24 protein-coding genes are annotated in these 23,985 nt (G+C 63.4%); 17 read left to right on the forward strand and 7 right to left on the reverse strand.

Annotation, left to right across the window (positions count from 1 at the left end):
* Positions 1 to 27 precede the first annotated feature (27 nt).
* The 4 genes from WG899_RS20150 to WG899_RS20165 all read left to right on the forward strand — a co-directional run bounded on the left by WG899_RS20150 (position 28) and on the right by WG899_RS20165 (position 2,658).
* Entirely contained in the window at positions 28 to 336 is a 309-nt protein-coding gene (locus WG899_RS20150; RefSeq protein WP_339597450.1) for a hypothetical protein, read from the forward strand.
* Between the two features lie 70 nt (positions 337 to 406).
* Positions 407 to 1,687 carry a PP2C family protein-serine/threonine phosphatase gene (locus tag WG899_RS20155; RefSeq protein ID WP_339597451.1) on the forward strand — a complete coding sequence of 427 codons (1,281 nt, stop codon included), beginning with the start codon at positions 407 to 409 and terminating at the stop codon, positions 1,685 to 1,687.
* Between the two features lie 109 nt (positions 1,688 to 1,796).
* Positions 1,797 to 2,138, forward strand: coding sequence for an STAS domain-containing protein (locus WG899_RS20160; RefSeq protein WP_339597452.1), 342 nt, complete (start codon positions 1,797 to 1,799; stop codon positions 2,136 to 2,138).
* Positions 2,139 to 2,181: 43 nt separating this feature from the next.
* Positions 2,182 to 2,658: an ATP-binding protein gene (locus WG899_RS20165; protein WP_339597453.1), complete on the forward strand. Its 477-nt coding sequence runs from the start codon at positions 2,182 to 2,184 to the stop codon at positions 2,656 to 2,658.
* A 39-nt stretch (positions 2,659 to 2,697) separates the two neighbouring features.
* Here WG899_RS20165 and WG899_RS20170 read toward each other — a convergent pair whose 3' ends face one another.
* The 4 genes from WG899_RS20170 to WG899_RS20185 all read right to left on the reverse strand — a co-directional run bounded on the left by WG899_RS20170 (position 2,698) and on the right by WG899_RS20185 (position 8,344).
* The gene (locus WG899_RS20170) at positions 2,698 to 4,674 is read right to left on the reverse strand and encodes a GNAT family N-acetyltransferase (protein ID WP_339597454.1); all 1,977 of its coding nucleotides are present in this window, start codon (positions 4,672 to 4,674) and stop codon (positions 2,698 to 2,700) included.
* Positions 4,664 to 6,568: a patatin-like phospholipase family protein gene (locus tag WG899_RS20175; RefSeq protein WP_339597455.1), complete on the reverse strand. Its 1,905-nt coding sequence runs from the start codon at positions 6,566 to 6,568 to the stop codon at positions 4,664 to 4,666. The genes WG899_RS20170 and WG899_RS20175 overlap by 11 nt, the downstream gene beginning before the upstream one ends.
* 143 nt (positions 6,569 to 6,711) lie before the next feature.
* Positions 6,712 to 6,948 carry a hypothetical protein gene (locus WG899_RS20180; RefSeq protein WP_339597456.1) on the reverse strand — a complete coding sequence of 79 codons (237 nt, stop codon included), beginning with the start codon at positions 6,946 to 6,948 and terminating at the stop codon, positions 6,712 to 6,714.
* Between the two features lie 103 nt (positions 6,949 to 7,051).
* Positions 7,052 to 8,344, reverse strand: coding sequence for a cyclic nucleotide-binding domain-containing protein (locus WG899_RS20185; RefSeq protein WP_339597457.1), 1,293 nt, complete (start codon positions 8,342 to 8,344; stop codon positions 7,052 to 7,054).
* A gap of 141 nt (positions 8,345 to 8,485) precedes the next feature.
* On the opposite strand from WG899_RS20185, the gene WG899_RS20190 reads away from it, so the two are divergent.
* Together WG899_RS20190 and WG899_RS20195 are read left to right on the forward strand one after the other, a co-directional pair.
* Positions 8,486 to 10,060 (forward strand): thymidine phosphorylase family protein, encoded by a 1,575-nt coding sequence (locus tag WG899_RS20190; protein ID WP_339597458.1) that lies wholly within the window; start codon positions 8,486 to 8,488, stop codon positions 10,058 to 10,060.
* A gap of 21 nt (positions 10,061 to 10,081) precedes the next feature.
* A complete protein-coding gene (locus tag WG899_RS20195) occupies positions 10,082 to 10,969 on the forward strand; it encodes a ribose-phosphate diphosphokinase (protein ID WP_339597459.1) in 888 nt (295 codons plus the stop codon).
* Here the strand turns inward: WG899_RS20195 and otnI are convergent.
* On the reverse strand, positions 10,966 to 11,793 hold the full coding sequence (otnI, locus tag WG899_RS20200) for a 2-oxo-tetronate isomerase (protein ID WP_339597460.1): 828 nt from the start codon (positions 11,791 to 11,793) through the stop codon (positions 10,966 to 10,968). The genes WG899_RS20195 and otnI overlap by 4 nt on opposite strands.
* Positions 11,794 to 11,902: 109 nt before the next feature.
* Between otnI and WG899_RS20205 the strand changes: the two genes are divergently transcribed.
* The 11 genes from WG899_RS20205 (at position 11,903) to WG899_RS20255 (ending at position 22,675) form a co-directional block, all read left to right on the forward strand.
* Positions 11,903 to 13,528, forward strand: a complete 1,626-nt coding sequence (locus tag WG899_RS20205) for a sensor histidine kinase (RefSeq protein ID WP_339597461.1) — start codon at positions 11,903 to 11,905, stop codon at positions 13,526 to 13,528.
* Positions 13,525 to 14,214 (forward strand): response regulator transcription factor, encoded by a 690-nt coding sequence (locus WG899_RS20210; RefSeq protein ID WP_444718880.1) that lies wholly within the window; start codon positions 13,525 to 13,527, stop codon positions 14,212 to 14,214. Before WG899_RS20205 ends, WG899_RS20210 begins: the two co-directional genes overlap by 4 nt.
* 141 nt (positions 14,215 to 14,355) lie before the next feature.
* A complete protein-coding gene (locus WG899_RS20215) occupies positions 14,356 to 14,859 on the forward strand; it encodes an SgcJ/EcaC family oxidoreductase (RefSeq protein WP_339597463.1) in 504 nt (167 codons plus the stop codon).
* A gap of 1,062 nt (positions 14,860 to 15,921) precedes the next feature.
* Positions 15,922 to 17,160, forward strand: a complete 1,239-nt coding sequence (locus WG899_RS20220) for a porin (protein ID WP_339597464.1) — start codon at positions 15,922 to 15,924, stop codon at positions 17,158 to 17,160.
* A 13-nt stretch (positions 17,161 to 17,173) separates the two neighbouring features.
* Positions 17,174 to 17,608, forward strand: a complete 435-nt coding sequence (locus tag WG899_RS20225; protein WP_339597465.1) for a type 2 periplasmic-binding domain-containing protein — start codon at positions 17,174 to 17,176, stop codon at positions 17,606 to 17,608.
* Between the two features lie 58 nt (positions 17,609 to 17,666).
* The gene (locus WG899_RS20230) at positions 17,667 to 19,178 is read left to right on the forward strand and encodes a methyl-accepting chemotaxis protein (protein ID WP_339597466.1); all 1,512 of its coding nucleotides are present in this window, start codon (positions 17,667 to 17,669) and stop codon (positions 19,176 to 19,178) included.
* A 114-nt stretch (positions 19,179 to 19,292) separates the two neighbouring features.
* Positions 19,293 to 19,706, forward strand: coding sequence for a rhodanese-like domain-containing protein (locus tag WG899_RS20235; protein ID WP_339597467.1), 414 nt, complete (start codon positions 19,293 to 19,295; stop codon positions 19,704 to 19,706).
* Positions 19,707 to 19,752: 46 nt separating this feature from the next.
* Entirely contained in the window at positions 19,753 to 20,013 is a 261-nt protein-coding gene (gene grxC / locus WG899_RS20240; RefSeq protein WP_339597468.1) for a glutaredoxin 3, read from the forward strand.
* A 120-nt stretch (positions 20,014 to 20,133) separates the two neighbouring features.
* Complete coding sequence (secB, locus tag WG899_RS20245; RefSeq protein ID WP_339597469.1) at positions 20,134 to 20,595, forward strand: protein-export chaperone SecB; 462 nt, start codon at positions 20,134 to 20,136, stop codon at positions 20,593 to 20,595.
* Positions 20,596 to 20,668: 73 nt separating this feature from the next.
* The gene (locus WG899_RS20250; RefSeq protein WP_339597470.1) at positions 20,669 to 21,691 is read left to right on the forward strand and encodes an NAD(P)H-dependent glycerol-3-phosphate dehydrogenase; all 1,023 of its coding nucleotides are present in this window, start codon (positions 20,669 to 20,671) and stop codon (positions 21,689 to 21,691) included.
* A gap of 6 nt (positions 21,692 to 21,697) precedes the next feature.
* Positions 21,698 to 22,675, forward strand: a complete 978-nt coding sequence (locus WG899_RS20255; protein ID WP_339597471.1) for a Bug family tripartite tricarboxylate transporter substrate binding protein — start codon at positions 21,698 to 21,700, stop codon at positions 22,673 to 22,675.
* A gap of 19 nt (positions 22,676 to 22,694) precedes the next feature.
* Here WG899_RS20255 and trmL read toward each other — a convergent pair whose 3' ends face one another.
* Positions 22,695 to 23,165: a tRNA (uridine(34)/cytosine(34)/5-carboxymethylaminomethyluridine(34)-2'-O)-methyltransferase TrmL gene (trmL, locus tag WG899_RS20260; protein ID WP_339597472.1), complete on the reverse strand. Its 471-nt coding sequence runs from the start codon at positions 23,163 to 23,165 to the stop codon at positions 22,695 to 22,697.
* 52 nt (positions 23,166 to 23,217) lie between these two features.
* A complete protein-coding gene (locus WG899_RS20265; RefSeq protein ID WP_339597473.1) occupies positions 23,218 to 23,886 on the reverse strand; it encodes a ComF family protein in 669 nt (222 codons plus the stop codon).
* Between the last annotated feature and the right edge of the window lie 99 nt (positions 23,887 to 23,985).

Consider the following 23,985-nt stretch of genomic DNA (forward strand, 5'->3'; position numbering starts at 1 on the left):
AGCCCCTGGGGCGAGGCCGTGGCGCCCATGCCCAAACGGGCCTCGGCAGCGCGCATTTTGCGGGCCGCCTATGGGGTGCGCAGCGCCGACTGGTTGGGCCTGCTGGCCGACGACAGCCAGGCCCAAGGCACGCGGCAGGCTTGGCGATTGGCCTTGTGGCGTGCCGATGCGGCGGGCGAGGCGGGCGCGGGACCACAGTGGTTGAGCCCGGTGCTGGCGGCGCGCCCGGGTCAAAGCCCGGCGGCCTTGCGCGAGGCGGTGATGAATGAAGCGCTGAGCGCCTTGTGGCAGCAGGGCTGGCGCTTGCAAGAGGCGTTTGCTCCCGATTTGCACTGAGCCGCTGGTTTTGGCGCCGATCGCCGTGGCGGCGGTCTAGCCTGCGCCGCTGCCGCTACAGTTGCGCCCTATGAGTCTTTCAGCATCCACCCATCCGCCTTTAAGCCAGGCGGACATGCAGGCGGTTTTGGCGGTGACGCGGGCATTGGCGGCACCATTTGATTTGCCGACCATGCTGCAGAAGGTGACCGAGGCCGCGCGCCAAGTCTTGCACGCCGAGCGCAGCTCGGTTTGGTTGTTGGACGCGGGTGCCAATGAATTGGTGCTTGAGGTGTCGTCGGACCTGAAGCAGATCCGGCTGCCGGTGGGGGCGGGTTTGGTGGGCGCCTGCGCGCGCGACCAAGTCTTGATCAATGTGCCGGATTGCTATGCCGACCCACGCTTCAATGCCGAGGTGGACAAGCGCTCCGGCTTCCATACCCGCTGCAGCTTGACCTTGCCCTTGATCGATCACACAGGTGCACTGGTCGGTGTGATGCAGGTGCTGAATCGGCAGGGCGGTGTTTTTGAAGCCGAGGACGAGGCGCTGGCCGAGGCCTTGGCGGCTCAATGCGCGGTCGCTTTGAGCCGCGTGCGCCTGTTGGCGGCGATGCTGGAGGGCGAGCGCATGCGTCAGGAGTTGGAGTTAGCGCGCACTGTGCAGTTGTCAACGCTGCCGGCTGCGCCGCCGCGAGTGGCCGGCTATGACATGCACGGCACCTTCTTGCCTGCCTCCCAGACCGGTGGCGATACCTACGATATTGCGCGCATCGAGCAGGGCTTGCTGCTGGTGCTGGGCGACGCCACGGGGCATGGCATTGCGCCGGCCTTGTCAGTGACGCAGATGCACGCCATGCTGCGCATGGCCTTCGCCATGGGGGCCGATCTGGAAACGGCTTTTCGCAAGGTCAATGACCAATTGGCGGCCACCTTGGCGGACAGCCGCTTTGTTACCGCTTTTATCGGCTTGCTGGACACCGACAGCCATCGCCTGCGCTTCCTCAGTGGTGGGCAGGGGCCGATTCTTCATTTCCAGGCGGCCGCCGGGGCTTGCAGTAGCTACAAGGCCACCAGTTTCCCGATGGGCGCGATGCCGATTGCGACGCTGCGCCCGACGGTTCAGATTGAGTTGGCGCCGGGCGATATCTTGTGTCTGCTCACGGATGGCATTTACGAGTACGAGGCGCCGGATGGCGAACAGTTTGGCCGGCAACGGGTTGAGGCCTTGTTGGCGCAGCACCGCGAGGCCTCGGCCGAGCAGCTGTCGGCACTGATCCTGGCCGCAGTGCGTGAGTTTGCGCGCGGTGCGCCGCAGGAAGACGACATCACCATGCTGCTGGTGAAACGTAGTGCGGACGAGGTTTGTCAATAATTTGTCATGAAGTTTGGCTAGGCTGGCAGATGGAGTCTGTCTCGCTTCTTTGAGGCGGGAGGCGGCACAACAAGGCGCCAAAGACACAAACAATCAACAAGGAATTGCAATGGAACTGGCAGTCACTGAAATTGGCGCGGCAAAGAACTGCGTGCGCCTGAATGGCCGCTTGGACGCGGCAGGGGCTGATCAAATCGGCGTTCGGTTTACCGCTTCGACCGCAGCGACCGGGCAGGACACCTTGGTCGATTTGTCCGGCGTGCCTTTCATCGCTTCGATGGGTATTCGGCTCTTGATCTCCAGCGCGCGCGCGCTGAGCGCCAAGGGCGCCAAGCTGGTGCTGTTTGGCGCCCAAGAGCTGGTGCAAGAGGTGCTGGAGCAGGCCGCGGTCGACCAGATCGTGTCGCTGGTGGCCACCGAGCAGCAAGCGCTAGAGCTGCTCGAGGCTTGAGTTTCGGCGGCTCGGTTCAGGTCGCAGCAGGTCAGCACAAAGCATGGCTGAACATCAAGTGATGGCTTCGCAGGGGGCGCCAGCGCCAAGCTTGCTGAAGCCGCCGGCCGATTGCTGGACCCTGTCGTTGCCGAATCGACTCGATGCGCTGGAGACCGCTAGGCTGGCGCTGTTGGCTCATCTGGCACCCTTGGCCTTGCCTGACAAGCTCTTGTTCACACTCGAGTTGGTGTTGGAAGAGGTGCTGATGAATGTGAAGCTGCATGCCTTCCAGGATGAGCAGCAGCATCTGAGCGAATTGAAGGCCTGGTTCGACGACGCGCAGCTGTATCTGCGCTTTGAAGACGAGGGCCTGGCCTTTGACCCGACGCAGGCGGCTGAGCCCGCTGTACCCTCGTCGATCGCCGAGGCACCGACCGGTGGGCGTGGCCTGCTGCTGGTTCGCAAACGTGCCAGCCATATGCAGTACCAGCGCGTCGGCGAGCGCAATCAGCTGACGATTGCACTGGCCCGCCCTTGAGGGGATGCAAACCCGGCCTTCATCAGGCTGGAGCAGTGATCACAGCAAGCTGGTGATCTTTACCGACGAGCCCAGGCTTTCAATCTGCACATTGTCGGCCAGCCCGCGGGCCAGTTTGATCATGTGATCATTGTTGGCCAAGACCTCGGCCACGAAACCGCGCACGCCGCGTGCCTTGGCGTGTTCGCTCATGCGCTGTTGCAACAGTCCGCCTAGACCCTGGCCCTGCCAGTCCGGGTGTACCATGAAGGCGGTTTCGGCCAGGTTGGTGCCGGGGTCGACCATATACATCGCGTGAGCGACGATCTGTGGGTTCTCACGGCTGCCCACGCAGGCCACCATGCCGACCTCGGTCTCTGAGTTCAGATTGCACAGGCGCTGGACATCGCGGCTGGAGAGGCCGCGCAGGCGGCGGAAAAAGCGCGTGTAGATGTCGCGTTCGGGCAATTGATGGAAGAGGCCGCGGATCGCGTCACCGTCGCTCGGCATGGCCGGGCGCAGCAGCACCGGCCGTTTGTCCTTCAATTGCAGCTGACGTTCTTCTTCGACGGCATAGGCCTGCAGATTGCGCAAGCTTTGGTCGGCGGGCACGTAGCCCATGGCCTGCGCCTGCTCCAGCAGCGCTTGCCGGGCATCCGGGTGAGCAATTTGAATCATCGCCACGGCCCGTTCGCGGATCGATTTGCCGAACAGATAGGCGATGCCGTACTCGGTGATCACGTAATGCACATCGCTGCGCGGAATGGCCACACCCTCGCCGGCTAGTAGAGCCGGCCGGATGCGCGAGCTGTGGCCGTCTTCCTCGGTGGAGGGCAAGCAGATGATGGCCTTGCCACCTTGTGAGCGCGAGGCGCCCTGCAGGAACTCGGCTTGGGCGGCGACGCCGCTGTAGAAGTCGCCCTGGTATTGGTCAACACAGACCTGACCGGTCAGATCGACGGCAAAGGCCTGCGTCACCGACACCAGCTTGTGTTGCGAGCCCAAGGTCCAGGCATCGCAGATCGCCTCGATGGGCTGGAAGGAAAACATCGGGTTGCGGTCGAGCAAGTCGTAGAGGCGCCGCGAGCCCATCGCGAAGCTGGTGACGATCTTGCCGCGTTGGTCGGTCTTGCGCTGGCCGTTCAGAATGCCGCGCTCCAGCAAGGGGATGATGGCGTCGGTGATGACGTCCGAGTGGATGCCCAGATCCTGCCGGTCGCTCAGGTATTTGAGAGCCTCGTTGCTGAAGCGGCCCAGGCCGATTTGCAGCGTCGAGCCGTCATCGATGATGCTGCTGATGTAACGCGCTATCTTCTCGATCACCTCGGTTTGCAGGGCCGGATGCAGATACTCGGTGACCGGCGTGTCCACCGGCACCAGATGGTCGATCTCACCAATGTGCAGGGTCGAGTCGCCCATGGTGCGCGGCATATGCGGGTTGACCTCGGCAATCACCAGTCTCGCCTTGGCCACCGCCGCCGGTGTGATGTCCACCGAGACGCCCAGCGAGACATAGCCGAATTCATCCGGCATCGAGACCTGGATCAGCGCCACATCGAGCGGAATGCGGCCGATGGCGATCAGCTGCGGCACGCGCGCGATCGAGATCGGCACATAGTCGGCCAGGCCTTGTTTGACGGCCGCACGCATGTCTTGGCCGACAAAGAAGCAGCGGTGCTGGTACTTGGTCTTTGGCTTGCCCTGTTCATCGTGTTGGACCGCATGGTCGGTCAGGAAGTGCAGTAACTCCACGTCTTGCGGCGCGGGCGAGAGGGCCTCCAAGGCCGCCACCAGACTGCGCGGCGTGGCGCATGCGGTGCCGACATAGACATGCTCGCCGGGTTTGATCTGGCTGACCGCCATTTGGGCGCTGCAGATTTTTTCGGAGCAGGCGGCCAGGCGCGGGTCAACGGCCGGGCTGGCGTCCTCGGTGCTTTGCGCAGCGCTGCTGAAGCGCTGCTGCCAGGCTTGTGCCAAGCGGCTTAGCAAACCAGCCGCGGAAGGCTTGTCGACGCTGTTTGCGGGATCACTGGCCATATGTGGACTCCTGTTTGTGGGCCCCGGCTTCGGCCGAAGCCGACCCGACGCTGAAGGGGTGGGTCTCCAGCACCTCGCGGGCATGTTCGTAGCCGAGCTTCACCAATTCGTCGAATCGGTTCCACTGCAACATGCCGATGCGCTGCAAGGGCGGATTGAAGTAGAGGTCAATCAGTTGACGCACCTGACGCTGCCTGGAAGTGCTGTAAAGCACGGTCACGTTCATCAGCAGTGCGGACAGATCGGGCAAACGGTAGCGGCGCTGGGCCCGTGGGCGCAGCTTGTCGCGCAGCAGGGTCAGGCTGCCGGGCACCTCTTCATTCTCAAAGCGGCGCGGTTTGTTGCTGCCCAGGTCAACGCCTATTACCCGGCCAATGCCCCAGCGTCCGCGCATCACGTCGGCTGGCAGGTTGTTGAAGGTGCCGCCGTCGCAGAGCAAGTCGCCATTCAGGATGACCGGGGGCAGGGCGCCCGGAATGGCCACGCTGGCCAACAAGGACTTGGCCAGTGAGCCCTGGTCCAGCAGTTGTTCACGCGCCTGCGAGTAGTTGGAGGCGATGCAGAAGAAGTTTTTCCACAGGTCTTCGATCTGGGCGGCGTGGCCGGTCAATTCGTTGATCGAGCCTTCCACCACCCGGCGCAGGCGCCGCCCGCGAATCAGCGAGATCATCGGCAGCCAGTTGAAGTCGCCGGTCGGATTGATGGCGAAGGCGGACTTGGCGGTGGCGGTCGTCAGGTCCAGCGGGCGGTCCATGCCGACCAGGGCGGCCATGACCGCGCCGATGCTTGTGCCACCGACCAAGTCGACCTCGATGCCGCGCTCCTGCAGGGCGCGATAGATGCCGAGGTGCGCCAAGCCGCGTGCGCCGCCGCCGGCCAGCACCAACCCAACGCCATTGCGGCTGACGAGTCGCGCCAGGCGGCGCATATCGGCCGCCAGTTTGGGGCGGATGTGTACATGCGCAGCCAAGGGGCGACGCGCCAACCAAGCCTGGGTGCCGCTTGGCGACACGCGGCCCTCAGGGTGCAGCAAGACCAAGACCTCGGTCGCATCGGTGCGGGGCGGCCGGCTGATCAGGCATTGGATTTCGATCGGGTGCAACTGTGCTTCTTGGTCCGCATCGGCCAGTAGCAGCAACTCGTCGCAATGCCGGCAGCAGCGCTCGGTCCAGGGGCTGGGGCCGCTGTCGCCGATGAGCAGCACAAAGTCATTTTCCGACTCGATCTGGTCCAGATGCATGGCGATGCGCCGGGTCGCGGTGGCATCGGTGCGCGGCCGTTCGCAGATCAAAGGGTCGCCCAAATCGGCGCCAATGCTTGCGGCCGACACCACGGATACGCGTCCCATGGCTCCGAGTTTCTTGGCCAGTTGCGCGGTAAAGCTCGCCGCATCGACATGGGCGGTGATCGGCAGCATGCCGATGGTGACCGGCTTGTCCGGTATCGAGCGAGAGCCTTCGGTCTTGAGGCGCAAGATGATCTGGCGGGTCAGTGCAATCGACACCTGTTCGCTGATGGCCAGCAGTTGCTTGAAGCGTTCCTTGGCCAGTCGCACCAGCACCGAGTCCCGGATGGCCACCAAGGTGGCGGAGCGGGGCTCGTCGGTGAACAGACTCATCTCGCCGACGATTTGCCCGCGCCCGATTTCGCGCACCACCCGCGTTTCACCGAACTCATTGGTGATGTAGGTGCGCAGCCGGCCGCTGAGCAAGAGGTACATGGCATCGCCCGCTTCGCCCTGCGTCATCAAGGCTTGACCGGCTGGGATTTCAACCCATTCCAGATGGGGTAGCAGGACTTCGATCGATTGCGGGTCGATGTCGCCGAGCAAGGCGGGCAGATGCCTGCGCAGCAGGGTGTCAAGGTGTTTCGGGTGCTCGCTGTTGTTCAGCATGTATTGGGGTACAGCCAGGATTCAGTAACTTGTAAACCTAACAGCATTTCAGGCTTTTTGGTCGCTGCATTCTGCAGGTATTCCCTAGGTGATGCGACCCGGTGAACGCAGTGGGGCGAGCCGCAGGGTGCGGCGGGCGCTGCTCAACGGCTTTGACTTTGACCCTTGTGCCGGGCGCTGTTGCAGGCCTCGTATAACCACGTGACGGCGATGTCGGTATCCAAAAAGGCTTGGCTGTGACCAAGTTCATGGCGCTCATCGCCGCAGGCTGCGTCATGGGTGGGGGCGCTTGTTGTTCCACGGCGGCGGCCGAATCGGGCTGTCAAGTCGTAGTTGAACAAGCCGGTCAGTCGTTGTTGTACTTCCCTGATGAGGCTCATGATGTGCTCCTGGGCGGGCCTCGGCCAATACAGATGGCTTCTCTTGCCCTGGAGTCAGTGTCAGCGTCGCCTCAAGGCCTTGTCTTGAAAATCCTATGAAACATCAGCGTACGGCCGGGATGCGTTCGGGCTCGGCGTTCAAACGATAGCCATAGCCGGCTACCGTGCTGATCAATTTGGGGCCCAAGACCTTGCGCAGGGCAGCCACCTGGGCGGCCACATTGTTTTCCTCCACGACCAGACCGGGCCAGACCCATTCCAACAGTTCGCCCTTGGTGACCAGGCGTCCCGGGCGCTCCAGCAAGGCCAAGAGCAAGTCGAAGGCGCGTGAGCCTAGGGCCACGGGCTGGCCGTTCATCAGCAGATGGCGCTCCTGGGCATGGGCCTCAAAGCGATCAAAGCGCCAGCCTGCGGGCTGCCGTGCCTTGCCCGAGTCGATGGGGAGGCCGCTCTGTCCGCTGACACGGTTGGCCAAACGGGCCAAGTCCTGACTCAGGTCAGGCTTGAGTTCCAAATGTGCTCGGGCTGGCCGCAAGGCCATCCAGTGGCGCGCCAGTTTGGCGGGAAAGGGCTCGCTTGGGTGTAGCAGCACCAGCGTTTCGTTGGCGCCCTTGATCGCCGGGTTGCGCTTCGGCAGGGCATGCTCGTTGGCATGCAAGACCGGCGCTTGCGCGGCGTTGGCGACCAGCAGCAGCTCGTCGCAATGGCGCGCGCAGTATTCGTTCCAAGCGCTGGGGCTGGGGTCGGCCACCAGCAAGACAAAGTCATGGTTGGCTTCGATCTCGTCCAATTCCTGGATCGATACGGTCGAATCGACTTGCGCGACCGTGACCGCCGGCCCGCGTGCCTTCAACTGCCCGGCCAAGCCGGTGGCCAGCTCGGTCAGATCAGTCTCTTCGCTGATCGGCAAGAGCGTGATGGTGGCGGTTCGGCCTAGCGCGACCGGCGAAGATTCGGTGCGCAAGCGCTGGATGATCTGGCGGGTCAGCACCTGCGAGACATGGCTGTTCAGGGCCAACAGGCGCTCGAACTCAGGCTTGCCCAGGCGCACGAGGACCGAGTCGCGCGCGGTGATCAGGGTGGCGGAACGGGGCTCATCGGTGTAGAGGCTGATTTCTCCGACAAACTGCCCGCGGCTGATTTCGCGCACCATGCGCTGCTCGCCGGTGTCGGCGTCGCTGATATAGGTGCGCAGCCGGCCTCGCAAGAGCAGATAGAGCGCGTCACCCGGGTCGCCTTGTCGCATCAGCGGCTGGCCGGCCGCGATTTCCACCCATTGCAGGTGCTCGCGCAGCATCTCCAAGGTGGCCGCATCCAACTCGCCCAGCAAGCCGGGGAGGTGGCGCATCAGCAAATCGTTGAGCGGGGGCTTGGGCTGCGAGCGGACCTGTTGCATGAATGAGCGGGGCCAGAGGGGACGAGCGGATGGCGGCTGAACCCTAGTGGCGGGGCCGCGGTGTTGCGGCCGAGAACATAGCATGAACCTGCTTGACTCCGTGCAGCCGGAGGCCGCCCGCGAGTCCGTTAAAGTCTAAGCATGAGTGCTTCCCAGCAGAGTGCATTGCGTATTCGCCGTATCGGCATCGACACCTGGCGTGAGAACGTGGCCTACGTCCACCGTAACTGCCCGGTGGTGAGAGCGGCCGGTTTCCAGGCGCTTTCCAAGGTTGAGATACGCGCTAACGGTCAGTTGATCCTGGCGGTTTTGAATGTGGTGGACGATGAGCGCATCGTCAGCGATTGTGAATTGGGCGTCAGCGAGGATGCCTTCAGCCGCTTGGGCGTGGCCGAGGGGCATTCGGCCAGCATTGCGCATGCCGAGCCGCCGGCCTCGATTGCGGCCTTGCACCGCAAGATCAATGGTGAGCGCCTGTCCAAGGAGGAGCTGGCGGCCATCATTCGTGATGTGGCCGAGGCCCGCTATTCCAAAATCGAGTTGGCCGCTTTTGTGGTGGCGACCAACCAGTACGAGTTGGACCGCGAAGAAGTTTTGCACCTGACCGAGGCGATGATCGCCGTGGGCCGCAAGCTCGACTGGCACAACCAGGTCGGCGCAGGCCCGGTGGTCGACAAACATTGCATCGGCGGTATCCCGGGCAATCGCACCTCGATGCTGGTGGTGCCGATCGTCAGTGCGCACGGCATGTTGTGCCCCAAGACCAGCTCACGGGCGATCACCTCGCCCTCGGGCACCGCCGACACGATGGAGATGCTGGCGCAGGTGGAGCTCAGCTTTGAGCGCATGGTGCAGATCGTCAAGGACACCCACGCTTGCCTGGCCTGGGGTGGCACGGCCGACCTGTCGCCGGCCGATGACATCTTGATCTCGGTCGAGCGGCCGCTGTCGATCGACTCGCCGGGGCAGATGGTGGCGTCCATCCTGTCGAAGAAGATCGCTGCCGGTTCCACCCATCTGGTGCTGGATATTCCGGTCGGGCCGAGTGCCAAGGTGCGCTCGATGGTGGAGGCGCAGCGCCTGAAAAAGCTGTTCGAGTACGTGGCCGGTCATTTGCGACTGCAGCTCGATGTGGTGCTCAGCGACGGCCGCCAGCCGATCGGCCGCGGCATCGGCCCGGTGCTAGAGGCGCGCGATGTGATGCAGGTGCTGCAGGGGGACCCAGTCGCGCCGCAGGACTTGCGCCAAAAAGCCTTGCGCCTGGCCGGTCGCATGATCGAGTTCGACCCCGATGTTCGCGGCGGCGAGGGCTACACCATCGCCCGCGACATCCTCGACTCGGGCCGGGCGCTGGCGCAGATGAATGCCATCATCGATGCGCAGGGGCGGCGAGCCGACCTGCCGGCGGTCGGCGCGCTGAGTGCGGAGGTTTTGGCGATGCAGGATGGCGTGGTGGTGGCCATCGACAATTTGCGCATCGCCCGCATTGCTCGCCTGGCCGGTGCGCCGCAAGTGGCGGGGGCGGGGATGGATTTGTTGAAGAAACTGGGTGAGTCGGTGCGCGCCGGTGAGCCGCTGTACCGCATCCACGCCCAATACCAGGCCGATCTTCAGTTCGCGCAGGCGCATGCCGAAAAGGAATCGGGCTACCGGGTCGGCAGCGCCGACCAGTTGCCGCATGAGTTCGCCAGTGCCGGCGCCATGTTCTCGCTCTAAATCTTGCTCTGAAGACTCTCGATGAATTCAAACACGATCTTGCTGGCTTTTGAGGATGAGCGCGCCCTGGCGCAGGAGTTGGCCGAGGCGCTGGTCTTGCCGCTGCGCTTCATCAGCCGCCACCGTTTTCCCGATGGCGAGATGCGGCTGGTCTTGCCGACCCCGTTGCCGCCCACGGTGTTGCTGCTGCGCGGCCTGCAGCAGCCCAATGACAAATTGGTCGAGCTGCTGATTGCCGCACCGACCGCCCGCGAGCTGGGGGCCAAGCGGCTGGTGTTGCTGTCGCCCTACCTGGCCTATATGCGCCAGGACATGGAATTCACGCCCGGCGAAGCGGTCAGCCAACGCCATATCGCCCGGCTCTTGGCCATGCATTTCGAGCATGTGATCACCATCGACCCGCATCTGCATCGCATCGACAGCCTTGATGAGGTGATGCCGGCTGGTTGTGGCGTTTCGCTGTCGGCGGCGCGCCTGCTGGGCGAATGGGTGGCGCAGCAGGTGCCGGGCGCGCTTTTGATCGGGCCGGATGAAGAGTCGGCGCAGTGGGTCAGCGAGGCGGCCTCGGCCGGCGGCTTGCGGCACGCGATCGGCCGCAAGGTGCGGCACGGTGATCATCAAGTGACGCTGGCACTGCCCGACATCGATGTGGCCGGGCAGTCGGTGGTCTTGCTCGACGATATGGCCTCCACCGGCCGCACGCTGATTGGTTCGGCCGAGGGCCTGCTGCAGCGCGGCGCCAAGTCGGTCGATGTGGCGGTCACGCATGCGCTCTTCAATGGTGACGCCTTGGCCGCGCTCAGCGCTGCCGGTGTGCGCCATGTCTGGAGCAGCAATGCGGTGGCGCATGCGAGCAATGCGGTGTCGGTGGCGCCGCTGTTGGCGCAGGCTTGGCGGGCGCTGACTTAGTCCCTGACGAACTCCGTTTCTGCGGCCGCTGCAGCAGCGCCGGGTAGCCAAGGACGCAGCCAGCCCAAGCCCGCTCTTGTGTCGGCGCGAGGGCGGTATTCGCAGCCGACATAGCCTGTGTAGCCGAGCTCATCCAAGAGCGTCAGCAGATACTCAACGCGCAGTTCGCCCTCGTCGGGTTCGTGGCGGTCCGGCGCGCCGGCGATTTGCACATGGCTCAGCAGGCCTTGGTCCAGCGCCAGACGCAGCTTGCGGGCGACATCGCCCTCGCTGATTTGGCAGTGATAGGCATCGAACTGCAGGCGGACATTGGGCGCGTCGATGGCCTCGATCAGCGCCAAGGCCTGTGCTTGCCGGTTCAAAAAGTAGCCAGGCATATCGCGCAGATTGATGGGCTCGATGCAGATCTGGCGGCCCTGTGCATGGGCTTGGTCGGCCGCCCAGCGCAGGTTGCTGATGTAGGTGTCGTTCAGCTGTTCAGCAGTTAGGCCGGTGGGGGCAATACCAGCCATCACATGCAGGCGAGGGCAGGCTAACGCTTCGGCGTAGTCCAGGGCTTGTTGGATGCCGGCGCGGAACTCGGTCTGCCGGTCGGGCAGGCAGGCCAGCCCGCGCTCGCCGGCGTCCCAATCGCCGGGCGGCGCGTTGAAGAGGGCTTGCTGCAGGCCGTGGGTGTGCAACTGCTGCCGCAAGGCAGTCGCATCAACGCTGTAGGGGAATAGGAATTCAACCGCCTTGAAGCCGTCGGCCGCGGCAGCACCGAAGCGTTCCAGAAAGGGCAGCTCGGTGTAGAGCAGGCTGAGGTTGGCGGCGAATTGAGGCATGGGACGGCGTGGCGCGGGCTTGCGCTTGGGTCTGGATTGCCTTGAATTTTCATCCATTGTTCATCTCCCTCGCGCCTGTGGCGCCGGTGCCAGCCCTTACAGTCACTGGATGTTCCGTGCGCGTTTGCTTTTGGCGATTTCCTTGCTGGGTGTGTTGGCCTTGATGGAGGGCGGCGTGGCGCTGTGGGCGCAACACACCGCGCATTGGCAGGTGCAGCGCGGGCGTTTGAGCAGCGATATCTTGAAGGGCTTTGTCGAGCTCTCTGCCAACAAGCAGCGCCTGCGCAGCTGGACCGCGCAGCGCCTGCTGGCCGCCGATGCCAGCCCGACGGTGCGCGACCGTTTGATCAGCGATATGCGCGAGGGCCTGCGCGAGCTGCATGACTTGGCCGTGCAACTGGACGAATTGGAATCGGGACAAGTGAAGTCAGTGCGGACAGCGCCGCTGGGCGACCGTTCGGCCGAGCGGCGCCAATCGCTGCAAGTGTTGGATCGACATTTGGATGAGCTGATCCGCGTTTTGGCCGCCGTGCAGCCCTTGGCCGAGGGGGCAGATGGTCGGCTGGCCTGGGCGCGCTTGTCGGGCCTGTTTGATCAGTCGCAGGGGCAAGATCTGCGGCGTTTGTTGAACGCGGAAATCGTCGCCGAGCGCGAAGCCACGCAGCGCTCGCGTGCTGCCGCCGACCGGGCCTTGTCGACGATGCGTCGCACCGTGTTGGCCATCAGCCTGACCGCCTTGCTGGCCGCGGCCTGGCTGGCGTTTTACTTCATGCGCCGGCTCAAGCAGCCGATCGATGACCTGAGCCATGGCGCCTTGGCGCTGCAAGGCGGCGACCTCAGTCACCGCATCCCGGAGCGGCAGTTAGACGAGTTCGGCTCGGTGGCGCGCAGCTTCAATGCGATGGCGGCCGAGCTGCAAGTGCGGCGAGCACAGGACCAGGCCGACCGGGTGCGGCTCGAGGAAATGGTCGAGGCCCGTACCGCCGAACTGCGCGAAGCACACGACACCTTGCTGGCGCTGGACCAGCGGCGCCGGCGCTTTTTTGCCGATGTCAGCCATGAGCTGCGCACCCCGGTGACGGCCATCCGCGGCGAGGCCGAGGTGGCCTTGCGGGGGCGCGAGAAATCGGTGTTGGAGTACCAGCAGGCGCTGGCGCGCATCGTCAGCACGGTGGGTCAGTTTTCCCATGTGGTGGAGGACTTGACGCTGTTGGCGCGCAGCGACTTTGAGCAACTGGTCTGGCAGCAGCAGGCCTTGAATTGGCGCGAACTGTTGCAGTCGGTATGCGAGCAATTCAGCGTGCAGGCCCAGGCCGCGCAGATGCAACTGCACTGGTCGCTGGCGGAGGTCGAAGCTGGCCAGGCACAGATCCGCGGTGACGCCAAACGTCTGCGCCAGATGCTGGTCATCGTGCTGGAAAACGCCCTGCGCTATTCGCATGCCGGAGGCCGCATCGAACTCAGCGCGCGTGTCGACGCAGGGCGATTGAGGGTGCAAGTGCGAGATCAGGGCATCGGTGTGTCGAGCGAAGATTTGCCGCATCTGTTTGAGCGCCACTACCGCGGCCAGGCAGCAAGGGTGCACCGGCCGGATGGTCTTGGCCTGGGCCTGCCGATCGCACAGATGATTGCGCAAGCGCATGCGGCCCAGATCAGTATGGAAAGCGTGCAAGGGCAGGGCAGCTGTGTCAGCATCGATCTGCCACTGAGCCCTACCGCTGAGGACGAGGAATGATGAACAAGCTTTTGATCGTTGAAGACGATGCCCGCGTGGCTGATTTCTTGGAGCGCGGCCTGCGCGCCGAGGGTTATGCGGTGAGTCTGGCGCGCACCGGGCCGGAAGGCTTGGCCGCAGCGCGCCAGAGCGACTGGGCTCTGATCGTGTTGGACGTCATGCTGCCCGGCCTGAGTGGCATGGACGTGCTGCAAACGCTGCGCAGCGAGGGGCAGCAGACGCCGGTCTTGATGCTGACCGCGATGGACAGCCTGGAGGACAAGGTCGGTGGTCTGCGGCTGGGTGCCGATGACTATCTGACCAAGCCATTTGCCTTTGATGAATTGGTGGCCCGCTTAGAGGCGCTGCGTCGGCGCGGACGGGATGTTCAGCAGGTCAGCAATACGCTGGTGTTGGCCGATCTGCGCCTGGACCGGGAACGCATGCGAGTTACACGTGCAGAGCAGCCCATCGTATTGACGGCCAAGGAGCTGGCCTTTTTGGAGTTGCTGATGAGTGCGCCGGGGCGGGTCTTCAGCCGTGAGCGCATTTTGTCGAACGTCTGGGGCGCGAATGAGGATCCACTCACCAATGTGGTGGATGTCTATGTGCGTCGCTTGCGTCAAAAGATCGACGAAGGACGTCCGCTGGCGCTGCTGAAAACCGTGCGCGGGATCGGCTACAAGATCGACGCTGAGGTGGACTGAGATACCTCTGTGGGTGGGGCCGGGTTCGTTCATATCCGGTTCATTCGTTCGTTAGGCTCGCTTCATGCCCGGCGCACCTGGGGTTCATGCGCGCTATCGACACTGGCGTTGTTCTCTCCACAACCCTTGATGAGATAGACGATGAAACACTCCAAAAAATTTGCGTTGGCCACCACCATCGCTGCTGCCTCGCTGTTCTCTGGTCTGAGCCAGGCCCAAAGTCCTGCGCCCGCCACGGCGGCTTTGCCCACGGCCAGTTGCGCGCTCACCGATCAGGCTCAAATTGCTGCTTTGTTTGATCGCTGGAATGCCTCGCTGGCGACCTTGAGCCCGGACAAGGTGGTGGCCAATTACGCGGCCGACGGCGTCTTGCTCCCGACCGTGTCGAACCAGCCTCGCACCAACCCGGCTGAAATTCGCGACTACTTTGTGCACTTCCTGGAGAAGAAGCCGCAGGGCAAGATCGACCGCCGCATCATCAAGCTGGGCTGCAATGTGGCGCAGGATCTGGGCACCTACACCTTCACCTTCAAGGACGGCAGCAAGGTCAGCGCCCGCTACACCTATGTCTACGAGTTTGTGAATGGCCAGTGGCTGATCGCCCATCACCACTCATCGGCCATGCCTGAAAAACAGCCTCACTGAGTTTGACAGACGAGGGGGCTGTAGTCGGCACTTTGCGGACTTTAGTGGCCCTCTTGCCGAGGCCATCGGGTGCACGATTCCGCTCATGTCCTCCGGCTCTGGTTGCGCCAGACCCTCCCCCTTCACTTCGCTTCACCGTACCCCCGACGCCCTCGGCGATTGTTCTTACGCAACGACCAATCCTGCGGGAGCAGGGCGGCTGGGCGCTCTGAACCGCGACGTAAAGGAGGAGACCCGGGCGCAAGCCCGGGGCGGGGGACAGGAGCGGGGCAGAGTGCCCAGTCGGCCAGCTCAACCACAGCCTTTGCCCGTTCGCTAAGGCCGGCAAGCAGTCGTTCCAAGTCGGATGTCCGCAAAGTGCCGGCAGCGGCCGCACCTTTGAAAACAGTATTGAATCGAACAAAGCCCCCGCAGGACTGCTGTCCGGTGGGGGCTTTGCCATTTGTAGCGGCGCCCAAGCAATGCAGTGGATCAATGACGTTTGATCAAACTTAACGGCGGTCCAGCAGTCGACCGCCGTGGAGCCGAGCCTTCAAATGTCCGCCTCCGTGTTGCTTGCGCACGCAGGCCTTGTTCAAACCTAGTAGTGAACCATAGCGGCGCTCGTTCGGGTACAAGTTGTGGGCAACAGGCAACCCTGCGCAATCCTTTTGATCCAAACAGGGGCAAAAAGTCCAAACTAAACGCTTGAGCATTCAGGCGCAGATGACATCACGGTCCTGACCCAACTCCTTCAGTAGCCGGCGGTTTTGTTTTCTTCACGTCGGCGGCTTGGGCCCCTGTATAGGCCCAGCTGGTGTGCCGGCTTGTTGGTTCAAGACCAAGTCGCCAGGTTGATTGAGTGGGGGCTTCTCGAAGGACTGTGAGCGATTTGCTGTCGCTCAAGTGGGCTGAAGGGGCTCATTCGGCACGGTGTAGGGCTTTAGTTTCCTGAAGAACCAACCGAAAGGATAGGTTCAGGGCGCTTTCGCTGTGCCGATATAGCTCCCAATGCCCGCGGAAATCGGTGTGCACAAGCGCATCGAAATCGGCTGGGACATTGGTCAATATAAAGGAGACTTCATGAAGAAACTGTCGTTGGGTCGTTGCTCGTCAATGGCTTTGGCTGTGGTGGCCTTGGGCGCACAAGCGCAGGATTCGGCGCCTGCCGACTCGATTTTCTCGTTCTCGGGCTTTGCCACCGTCGGTGTGGTGGGCAGCAATACGGACGAGGCTCGCTACGTCATTTCCGGCCAGCCCAATGGGGCGACCAAGTCTTGGAGCGGCGACGTCGACACCAAGCTGGGTGTGCAGGTGAATGCCAAGCTGAACAAAATGTTCTCGGCCACGGCGCAAGTCTTGTCCAAGCAAAACGGCGACGGCAATTACCGGCCGGAATTGGAATGGGCCTTTGCCAAGCTGCAATTCAGCCCGGCGCTGTCGGCTCGATTGGGTCGCATGGGCGCACCGTTCTTTGCGGTCTCGGATTTCCGCGATGTGGGCTATGCCAATACCTGGCTGCGCCCGCCGCAAGACGTTTACGGCCAAGTGCCGGTCAGCCACTTTGATGGCGGCGACGTCAATTACCAGGCCAGCATGGGTTCGGCCACGCTGAACTTCCAACTCTATGGCGGTAAGTCCACCTCGGTGTTCGAGGGCGTGGACGTCAAGATGGAAAGCTTGGTGGGCTTCAGTGCCTCGGCCGAATTTGACGGCGGCATCACCCTGCGTGCCGGCCATGTGGAGGGCAAGCTGACGGTGGACAGCCCGACCCTGAGTGGCTTTGTGGGTTTGCTCCGCAAGCTGCCGGTGCCGGGCGCCCTGGCGGTGGGTGACCAAATGGATGCCACCAAGAAAAAGGCAACCTTCACCGGCTTCGGCATCACGGTCGATCAGGGTAATTGGCTGGCCATGGCCGAGTACACGATGCGCCGCACCGAGTCCTATGTGCCGGACACTGATGGCTGGTATGCCACGGTGGGCTATCGCCTGGGCAAGTTCACGCCTTATGTGACGATCTCCGACCTCAAGCAAAAGGACAACAACGTCAACAACTCCATCCCTGCCGGCATCCCAATTCCGGCGGCTCAGATTCCTGACCTGAAGGCGGTGGTGGACGGTACGCTGCGCGCGCAAAGCAATCAGCAAAAGACCAATGCAATTGGCCTGCGTTGGGATGCCTACCGCAACGTCGCGGTGAAGGGCCAGATTGAACGCATCAAGGCGGACGGCCCCGGCCTGTTCTCCTCTCCTTCTGCGGCCTTCACGGCGGGGCAGAACACCGTCAATGTCTACAGCTTGGCTGTTGATTTCGTGTTCTGAGCGAGAGGTAGATATGAATAACAAACATCAAAACATTCGTTCGCTCGTGTTCGCATCGGCGCTTTTTCTGAGTGGCTTGGCGCAAGCGCAGGTGGCCGTGATCGTCAACGCCAAGAGTGCCGCCGCCAGCATGACCGCCGATCAGGTGGCCAGCATCTTCCTGGGCAAGAGCAACACCCTGCCCAGCGGCGCTACTGCCTTGGCTGCTGATCTGCCCGAAAGCTCGGCAGTGCGGGACCAGTTCTACAGCAAGGTGACCGGCAAACAGGCCGCGCAGGTGAAGGCGGCTTGGTCTCGTCTGGTCTTCTCCGGTAAGGCCACGCCGCCGAAGGAGTTGGCCACAGCGGCGGAAGTGAAGAAATACGTCGCGGCCAATGCCGACGCCATCGGCTATATCGAGAAGTCGGCCGTTGACGGCTCGGTCAAGGTGGTCTTGAGCGTAGACTAAGTCCGGCCCTTCCCCCTGGAGCGCCGGCCTGTCCGGCGCTCCTGCACTGGAGACGCGAATGAATGTGAAGACAAGAATCTGGCTGCTGCCGGTGTTCGCTGCGGTAATTTTTGCGGTGGGTATTGCGGTGGTGCTGGTGTTTTCTACGCGCACCTCGTCGGCCATCAGCGCCGTCGAACAGGTGCATTACCCGTTTGTGGATGCCACCACGCAACTGGGTGCACAAATGGATGCGCTCGGCGCCACGATTCAGAGTGCCGTGGCCGAGGGTGAGAAAAAACGCCTCGATGAGGCCAACGAGAAGGCCAGCAATATTCGCAAATTGCTCGATGCAATCGCCCGCATCGAAGGCAAGGCCGAGATGGCGAGCAAGCTGAAGGGCTCTTTCGAGGCCTACTTCGCCGCTTCGGTGGACACCGCGCAGCTGTTCCTCGGCATCAAGCAGGGTGATCAAGCCGGCGCGATCCCGAAAATGCAGGCCGCGCTGAAGGTCTTTGAGGCCGATGTGGCGAAGGCCCGTAGCGAGGCCAACGAGGGCTTTGACAGCGGACTGAAAAGTGCCAACTCCGGCGTCTCGGCCAGCTTGATGGCCATCGTGTTGAGCGGGCTGGCGGTGGTGGCGGCCCTTGGCGTTGGGTCTTACCTGGTGATCGGCAGTGTCTGGCGACAACTGGGCGGTGAACCTGAATATGCCCGCGATGTGATGCGGCATATTGCTGCCGGTGATCTGTCGCAGTCGATCGCGGTGGCATCCGGCGCAGAGGCCAGCTTGCTGGCGGCGGTGCGAGAGGTGTCGCAAGGCTTGGCGGCCATCGTGACCGATGTGCGTTCGGGCACCGACTCCATGTCGGTGGCTTCGCGCGAAATCGCGGCCGGCAACCATGATCTGTCGCTGCGCACCGAGAAACAGGCTACATCGCTGGAGCAAACCTCCAGCAATATGCAGACCCTGACCGACGCGGTGCGCCAGAGCGCCGAGGCGGCGGCGCAAGCGAACCAGTTGGCGGGCTCGGCCGCGGCGGTGGCGCGCAAAGGTGGCGAGGTGGTCAGCCAGGTGGTCACGACGATGGAAGAGATCAACAACAGCTCGAAGAAGATCAACGACATCATTGGCGTCATCGATGGCATTGCCTTTCAGACCAATATCCTGGCGCTGAATGCCGCGGTGGAAGCGGCGCGGGCCGGCGAGCAGGGCCGCGGCTTTGCGGTCGTGGCCAGCGAGGTGCGCTCCTTGGCGCAGCGCTCAGCCGAGGCCGCCAAGGAGATCAAGTCCTTGATTGGTGCCAGCGTGGACCGGGTCGAGTCGGGCAGCCGCTTGGTGCGCGATGCGGGCGAGACGATGACGGAAATCGTCGCCAGCGTGCAGCGTGTCTCGGACATCATTGGCGAGGTCACAGCCGCTTCGGGCGAACAAAGCCAGGGCATCGGCTTGGTGAACCAGTCGGTGGGCCAACTCGATCAGATGACGCAGCAAAACGCGGCCTTGGTCGAGCAGGCGGCTGCGGCGGCGACCAGCCTGGAGCAGCAAGCGCAGTCGCTGCAAACCGCGGTGGCCACCTTCAAGCTCTGACGCTGAGCAATAACCGGCCCCTCCTGGGGTCCAATCAGAGGCCCGTCGGCATGCCGGCGGGCCTCTTTCTATAATCGCCACCCTTGTGCACTCAATAACCGGAATACTGCTTTGTTGAACTTTTTGCTTGAAAACTGGATTCTGGTCTTGGCCGCCTTGAGCTCCGGCGGTCTGCTGCTGTGGCCCACCCTGGTCAGTGGCAGCCAAGGCGCGACGCTTTCCACCGCCGAGGCGGTGCAACTGATCAACCGGGAAAAGGCCGTGTTGATCGACGTCTGTGAGCCGGCCGAATTTGCTGCCGCCCATGTCGCTGGTGCGCGCAATATCCCGCTGGCTTCCTTGGAAGGCCACAAGTCCTTGCCCAGCAACAAGACCTTGCCTTTGGTGCTGATCTGCCAGAGCGGCGCCCGTGCTGCCCGCGCCGCCGCGACGCTGCGCAAGCTCGGCTACGAAAAGGCCCAGGTGTTGGGCGGCGGCTTGAAGAGTTGGCGCGAAGCCAATCTGCCGGTCGAGAAGTCGGCCGCCTGAGGCGCGAGCTTTTCCGTTCCCAAAGTAGCAAAGAAGGACATGCCCGATGGCTGCCGTGAAGATGTACACCACCCAGGTCTGCCCCTACTGCGTGCGGGCCAAGGCCTTGCTGAAGCAGCGCGGCGTGGAGCAGATTGAAGAGATCCGGATCGACCTGAATCCGAGCGAGCGCGATGCCATGATGAGCCTGACGGGTCGCCGCACGGTGCCGCAGATCTTCATCGGCGACACCCATGTCGGCGGCTGTGATGACCTGATGGCGTTGGACCAGCGCGGTGGCCTGCAAGCGTTGCTGCACGCGGCTTGATCCGGATCAGCCGATTTCAAGAGGGGGGAGACCCCCACCGAATCGTCACAAGGGCTGAGTAATAATCAGCCCCGCCGCCCGCAGCATTGGCTGACGGGCTTCACTTTTTTGGGAATTACCATGGCCGACGAGAACAATACCCCCGTGTTTCAGATTCAGCGCATGTATCTGAAGGATCTGTCGCTGGAGCAGCCGAACGCGCCGCAAATCCTGCTCGAGCAGACCCAGCCCCAGGTGGATATCAACCTGGCTCTGTCCGCCGAACCAGTGGCTGAAGGCATCTTCGAAGTCTGCGTCACCGCGACCGTCACCACCAAGGTCGGCGAGCGCACCCTGTTCCTGATCGAAGCCAAGCAAGCCGGTATCTTTGAGATCCGCAACGTGCCGCAAGAGCAGGTCGAAGGCATTCTGGGCATCGTCTGCCCGCAGATGATTTACCCCTATCTGCGCGCTATCGTGTCGGACGTTTGCACACGCGCAGGCTTCCCGCCGGTGCTGCTGTCGGAAGTCAACTTCCAGGCGATGTTCGAAGCTCAGCAGGCCCAGCGCGAAGCTGCCGCCGCTGCTCCGACGCTCAACTGAGACTAGCGCTCATGCCACGCGCCCCACGCTGCCAGCCGCAGCCGGGGCGCGTCTTTTTTTCTGGACTCCGCGTATGAAAATCAGCGTTCTGGGCGCCGGCGCCTGGGGGACGGCCTTGGCCATCCAAGCCAGTGCCCGACATGATGTGATGTTGTGGGCGCGTGATGCGTCGGCCGTGGCGGCCATGCGCACCCAGGGGCGCAATCAGCAATACCTGCCCGAGGCGCCTTTGCCACCGACCCTGCGGTTGGAGAGTGAGTTGAGTGCTGCCGTGGCCCATGCTACCGAGGCCGATGGGCTGATCATTGTGGCCACGCCGATGGCGGCCTTGCGCAGCATGTTGGCCGGCTTGCCGGACGGCGCGCAGGTGCTGTGGTTGTGCAAGGGTTTTGAGGCCGGCAGCGGTCTGTTGGGACACGAGATTGCGCGCGCGGTGCAGCCGCGCCTGCGCGCCGGCATTCTGTCGGGCCCGAGCTTCGCGCAGGAGGTGGCGCTGGGCCAGCCGACGGCCCTGGTGGCGGCCAGCGAAGATGCGGCGCTGGCGCTGGCGGCGGTCGACGCCTTCCATAGCGAGCGTCTGCGCATCTACACCTCGGCCGATCCGGTGGGCGTGGAGGTTGGCGGCGCGGTCAAGAACGTGATGGCCATCGCCGTTGGCGCGGCCGATGGCCTGCGTTTGCGTGCCGAGCGGATTGGTTCCGCTGGCGATGCGCCGGGCTTGAACGCCCGAGCGGCCCTGATCACGCGCGGCTTGGCCGAGATGCTGCGACTGGGCCTGGCCCTGGGTGCACGCAGCGAGACCTTCATGGGCCTGTCGGGCATGGGCGATCTGGTGCTGACGGCGACCGGCGATCTGTCGCGCAATCGCCGCGTCGGCCTGTTGTTGGCCGAGGGGCTGGCTCTGCCGAAAATCCTGCATGACCTGGGTCATGTGGCCGAAGGGGTCTACAGCGCACCGACGGTGCTGGCCCGCGCGCAGCAAAAAGGCGTGGAGATGCCCATCACCGAGGCGGTGGTGGCGGTGCTGGAGGGGCGCCTGAGCCCGGTGGAAGCGGTCGATCAATTGATGGGCCGGCAATCACGTTCGGAGCATTGAAACAAGATGGCTGATTTGGCGACATCGCGGCGTCAATTGCTGCTGTTGGGGGCGGGGACCTTGGCATGGCCTGTGGCGGCGCAGTCTTGGCCGAGCCGGCCGATCAAGTTGTTGGTGCCCTTTCCGGGTGGCAGCTCGCCCGATCTGGTGGCCAGAGCCCTGGCCGAGCCCTTGGCGCAGGCCTTGGGTCAGCCCATCGTGGTGGATAACCGCCCCGGTGCTGGCGGCAATATCGGCACCGGCGTAGTGGCCAAATCCGCCGCCGACGGCTACACCTTGTTGTTCACGATTCAAGGGCCCTTGGTGACGGCGCCCTTGTTGAACAAGCGCTTGCCCTATGACCCGGTGAAGGAATTGCAGCCGATCAGCTTGATCGCCAGTTCCCCCAATGTCTTGGTGGTCGATGCCAAACTGGGCGTGAGTCATTTGGCTGACTTTGTGCGCTTGGCCAAGTCGCGACGCGGGGAATTGAACTACGCCAGCGTCGGCAATGGCAGCGCGGCTCATCTGGCCATGGAGTCCTTCATGGCGCGTGCCGGCATTGCCTTGACCCATGTGCCGTACGCCGGATTTCCACAGGCCATCAACGCCATATTGGCCGGCCAGGTGCAAGCGGCCTTCATGGTGCCGGGCCTGGCGATGCCACAGGTGCGCGCGGGCAAATTGACGGCGCTGGGTTTGAGCAGTCTGGGTCGGGTGGCGGCATTGGCCGAACTGCCTACTTTGGCGGAGCAGGGTTTCAGCGGCTTTGAGGCCACCTCGTGGCAAGCCTTGTTGGCGCCGGCCGGTACACCTGCGGCCATCGTGCAGCGGATTGCTCGTGAGTCCCAGCGCATCGTGCGCAGTGACGACTTCCGTACCCGGCTGCTGACGCATTACTTCAGCGCCATTGCATCATCGGCGGAGGGCTTGTCGCAGCAGATGGCAGCCGACCGCAAGCACTGGCAGCACATCATTCAGTCGGCCGGCGTGCAGCCGGAGTAGGTCTGCAGCAGGCCTTCGGCTAGACCCCGTTGCGGTAGCCGTTCTGGCGCCAGGCTTCAAACACCGCCACGGCGACGCTGTTGCTGAGGTTGAGGCTGCGCTGGCCTTCGAGCATTGGCAGGCGTACGCGCTGCTCGGGGGCGAACTGATCACGCACGGCGGGCTGCAAGCCGGCGGTTTCCGAGCCGAAGACCAGATAGTCGCCGGCTTGCCAGGCCACTTCGGCAAAAGAGTGGCTGCCGCGCGTGGTGAAGGCGAACATGCGTTCCGGATTGGGCTGCATGGTGGCTAGAAAGCTTGGCCAGTCCTTGTGCCTGTGCACGGCCGTGTACTCGTGATAGTCGAGGCCGGCGCGTTGCAGCAGTCGGTCTTCCATGGAGAAGCCCAGGGGCTCGATCAGATGCAGGCTGCAGCCAGTGTTGGCGGCCAGGCGGATCACATTGCCGGTGTTGGGTGGGATTTCTGGCTGAACCAGAACGATATGAAACATGGGCGGACTTTGGGTTCGGTCGGTGGATTTGTCTTGTGCGCTGGCGGATCATTCAAGCGGCTTCGCCATCGGGTGTGCGGGCCAGCACCCAGGCCTGCACGTGGCTGGCGCCGGCCTTGCGGAGCATGCGAGCGAGTTCGAAAAGAGTCGCCCCGCTGGTCATCACATCATCCAGCAAGACCACGTGGCTAGCCTGCAATTCTGCCTTGCGCAGCGGTTCGACGGCAAAAGCGTTTTTGACGTTGGCCGCGCGGGCCTTCAGTGGCATCTGTGCTTGCTGGGACGTATGGCGTACCCGCAGCAGCAAATTGGGTTCGCATCGAATCTGCCGGCGGCGGGCCAAGGCTCGTGCCAGTTCATAGCTCTGGTTGTATCCACGCTCCCGCAGCCGCTCGGGGCTGAGCGGCACCGGCAGCAGCCAGTCGGGCATTGTTGGCGCGGCATTGAGCGCGTGGTCAAGCCGTTCGAGCAGGGCTTCGCGAAGTTCGACGGCCTGATGAAATTTGTAATGCTGCAACAGCCCGGCCCAGGGAAAGCTGTAGTCCAAGGCCGCGATGGTTCGGTCAAGCGGCGGCGCTTGGCGCAGGCATGCGCCGCATTGGGCCTGGGGGCGCGAGTCCGAGCCCGCGTGCAAGCTGGCGGGCAGGCGAGCAGCACAAGTCCAGCAGCGTGCCACCGGTCGGGCATAACGTTGCAGGCAATCGTTGCAGACGCGCTGCATGCTCCAACTCCTGCACACGCAGCACTGACCCGGGCAGCGCATCAAGAGCCGTTCGAGCAAACGGGGGCTTGGGGATCGCGGCGGCGGCGGGTCCATTGC

Source organism: Paucibacter hankyongi (genome assembly GCF_037482915.1).
Lineage (GTDB): Bacteria > Pseudomonadota > Gammaproteobacteria > Burkholderiales > Burkholderiaceae_C > Paucibacter_A > Paucibacter_A hankyongi.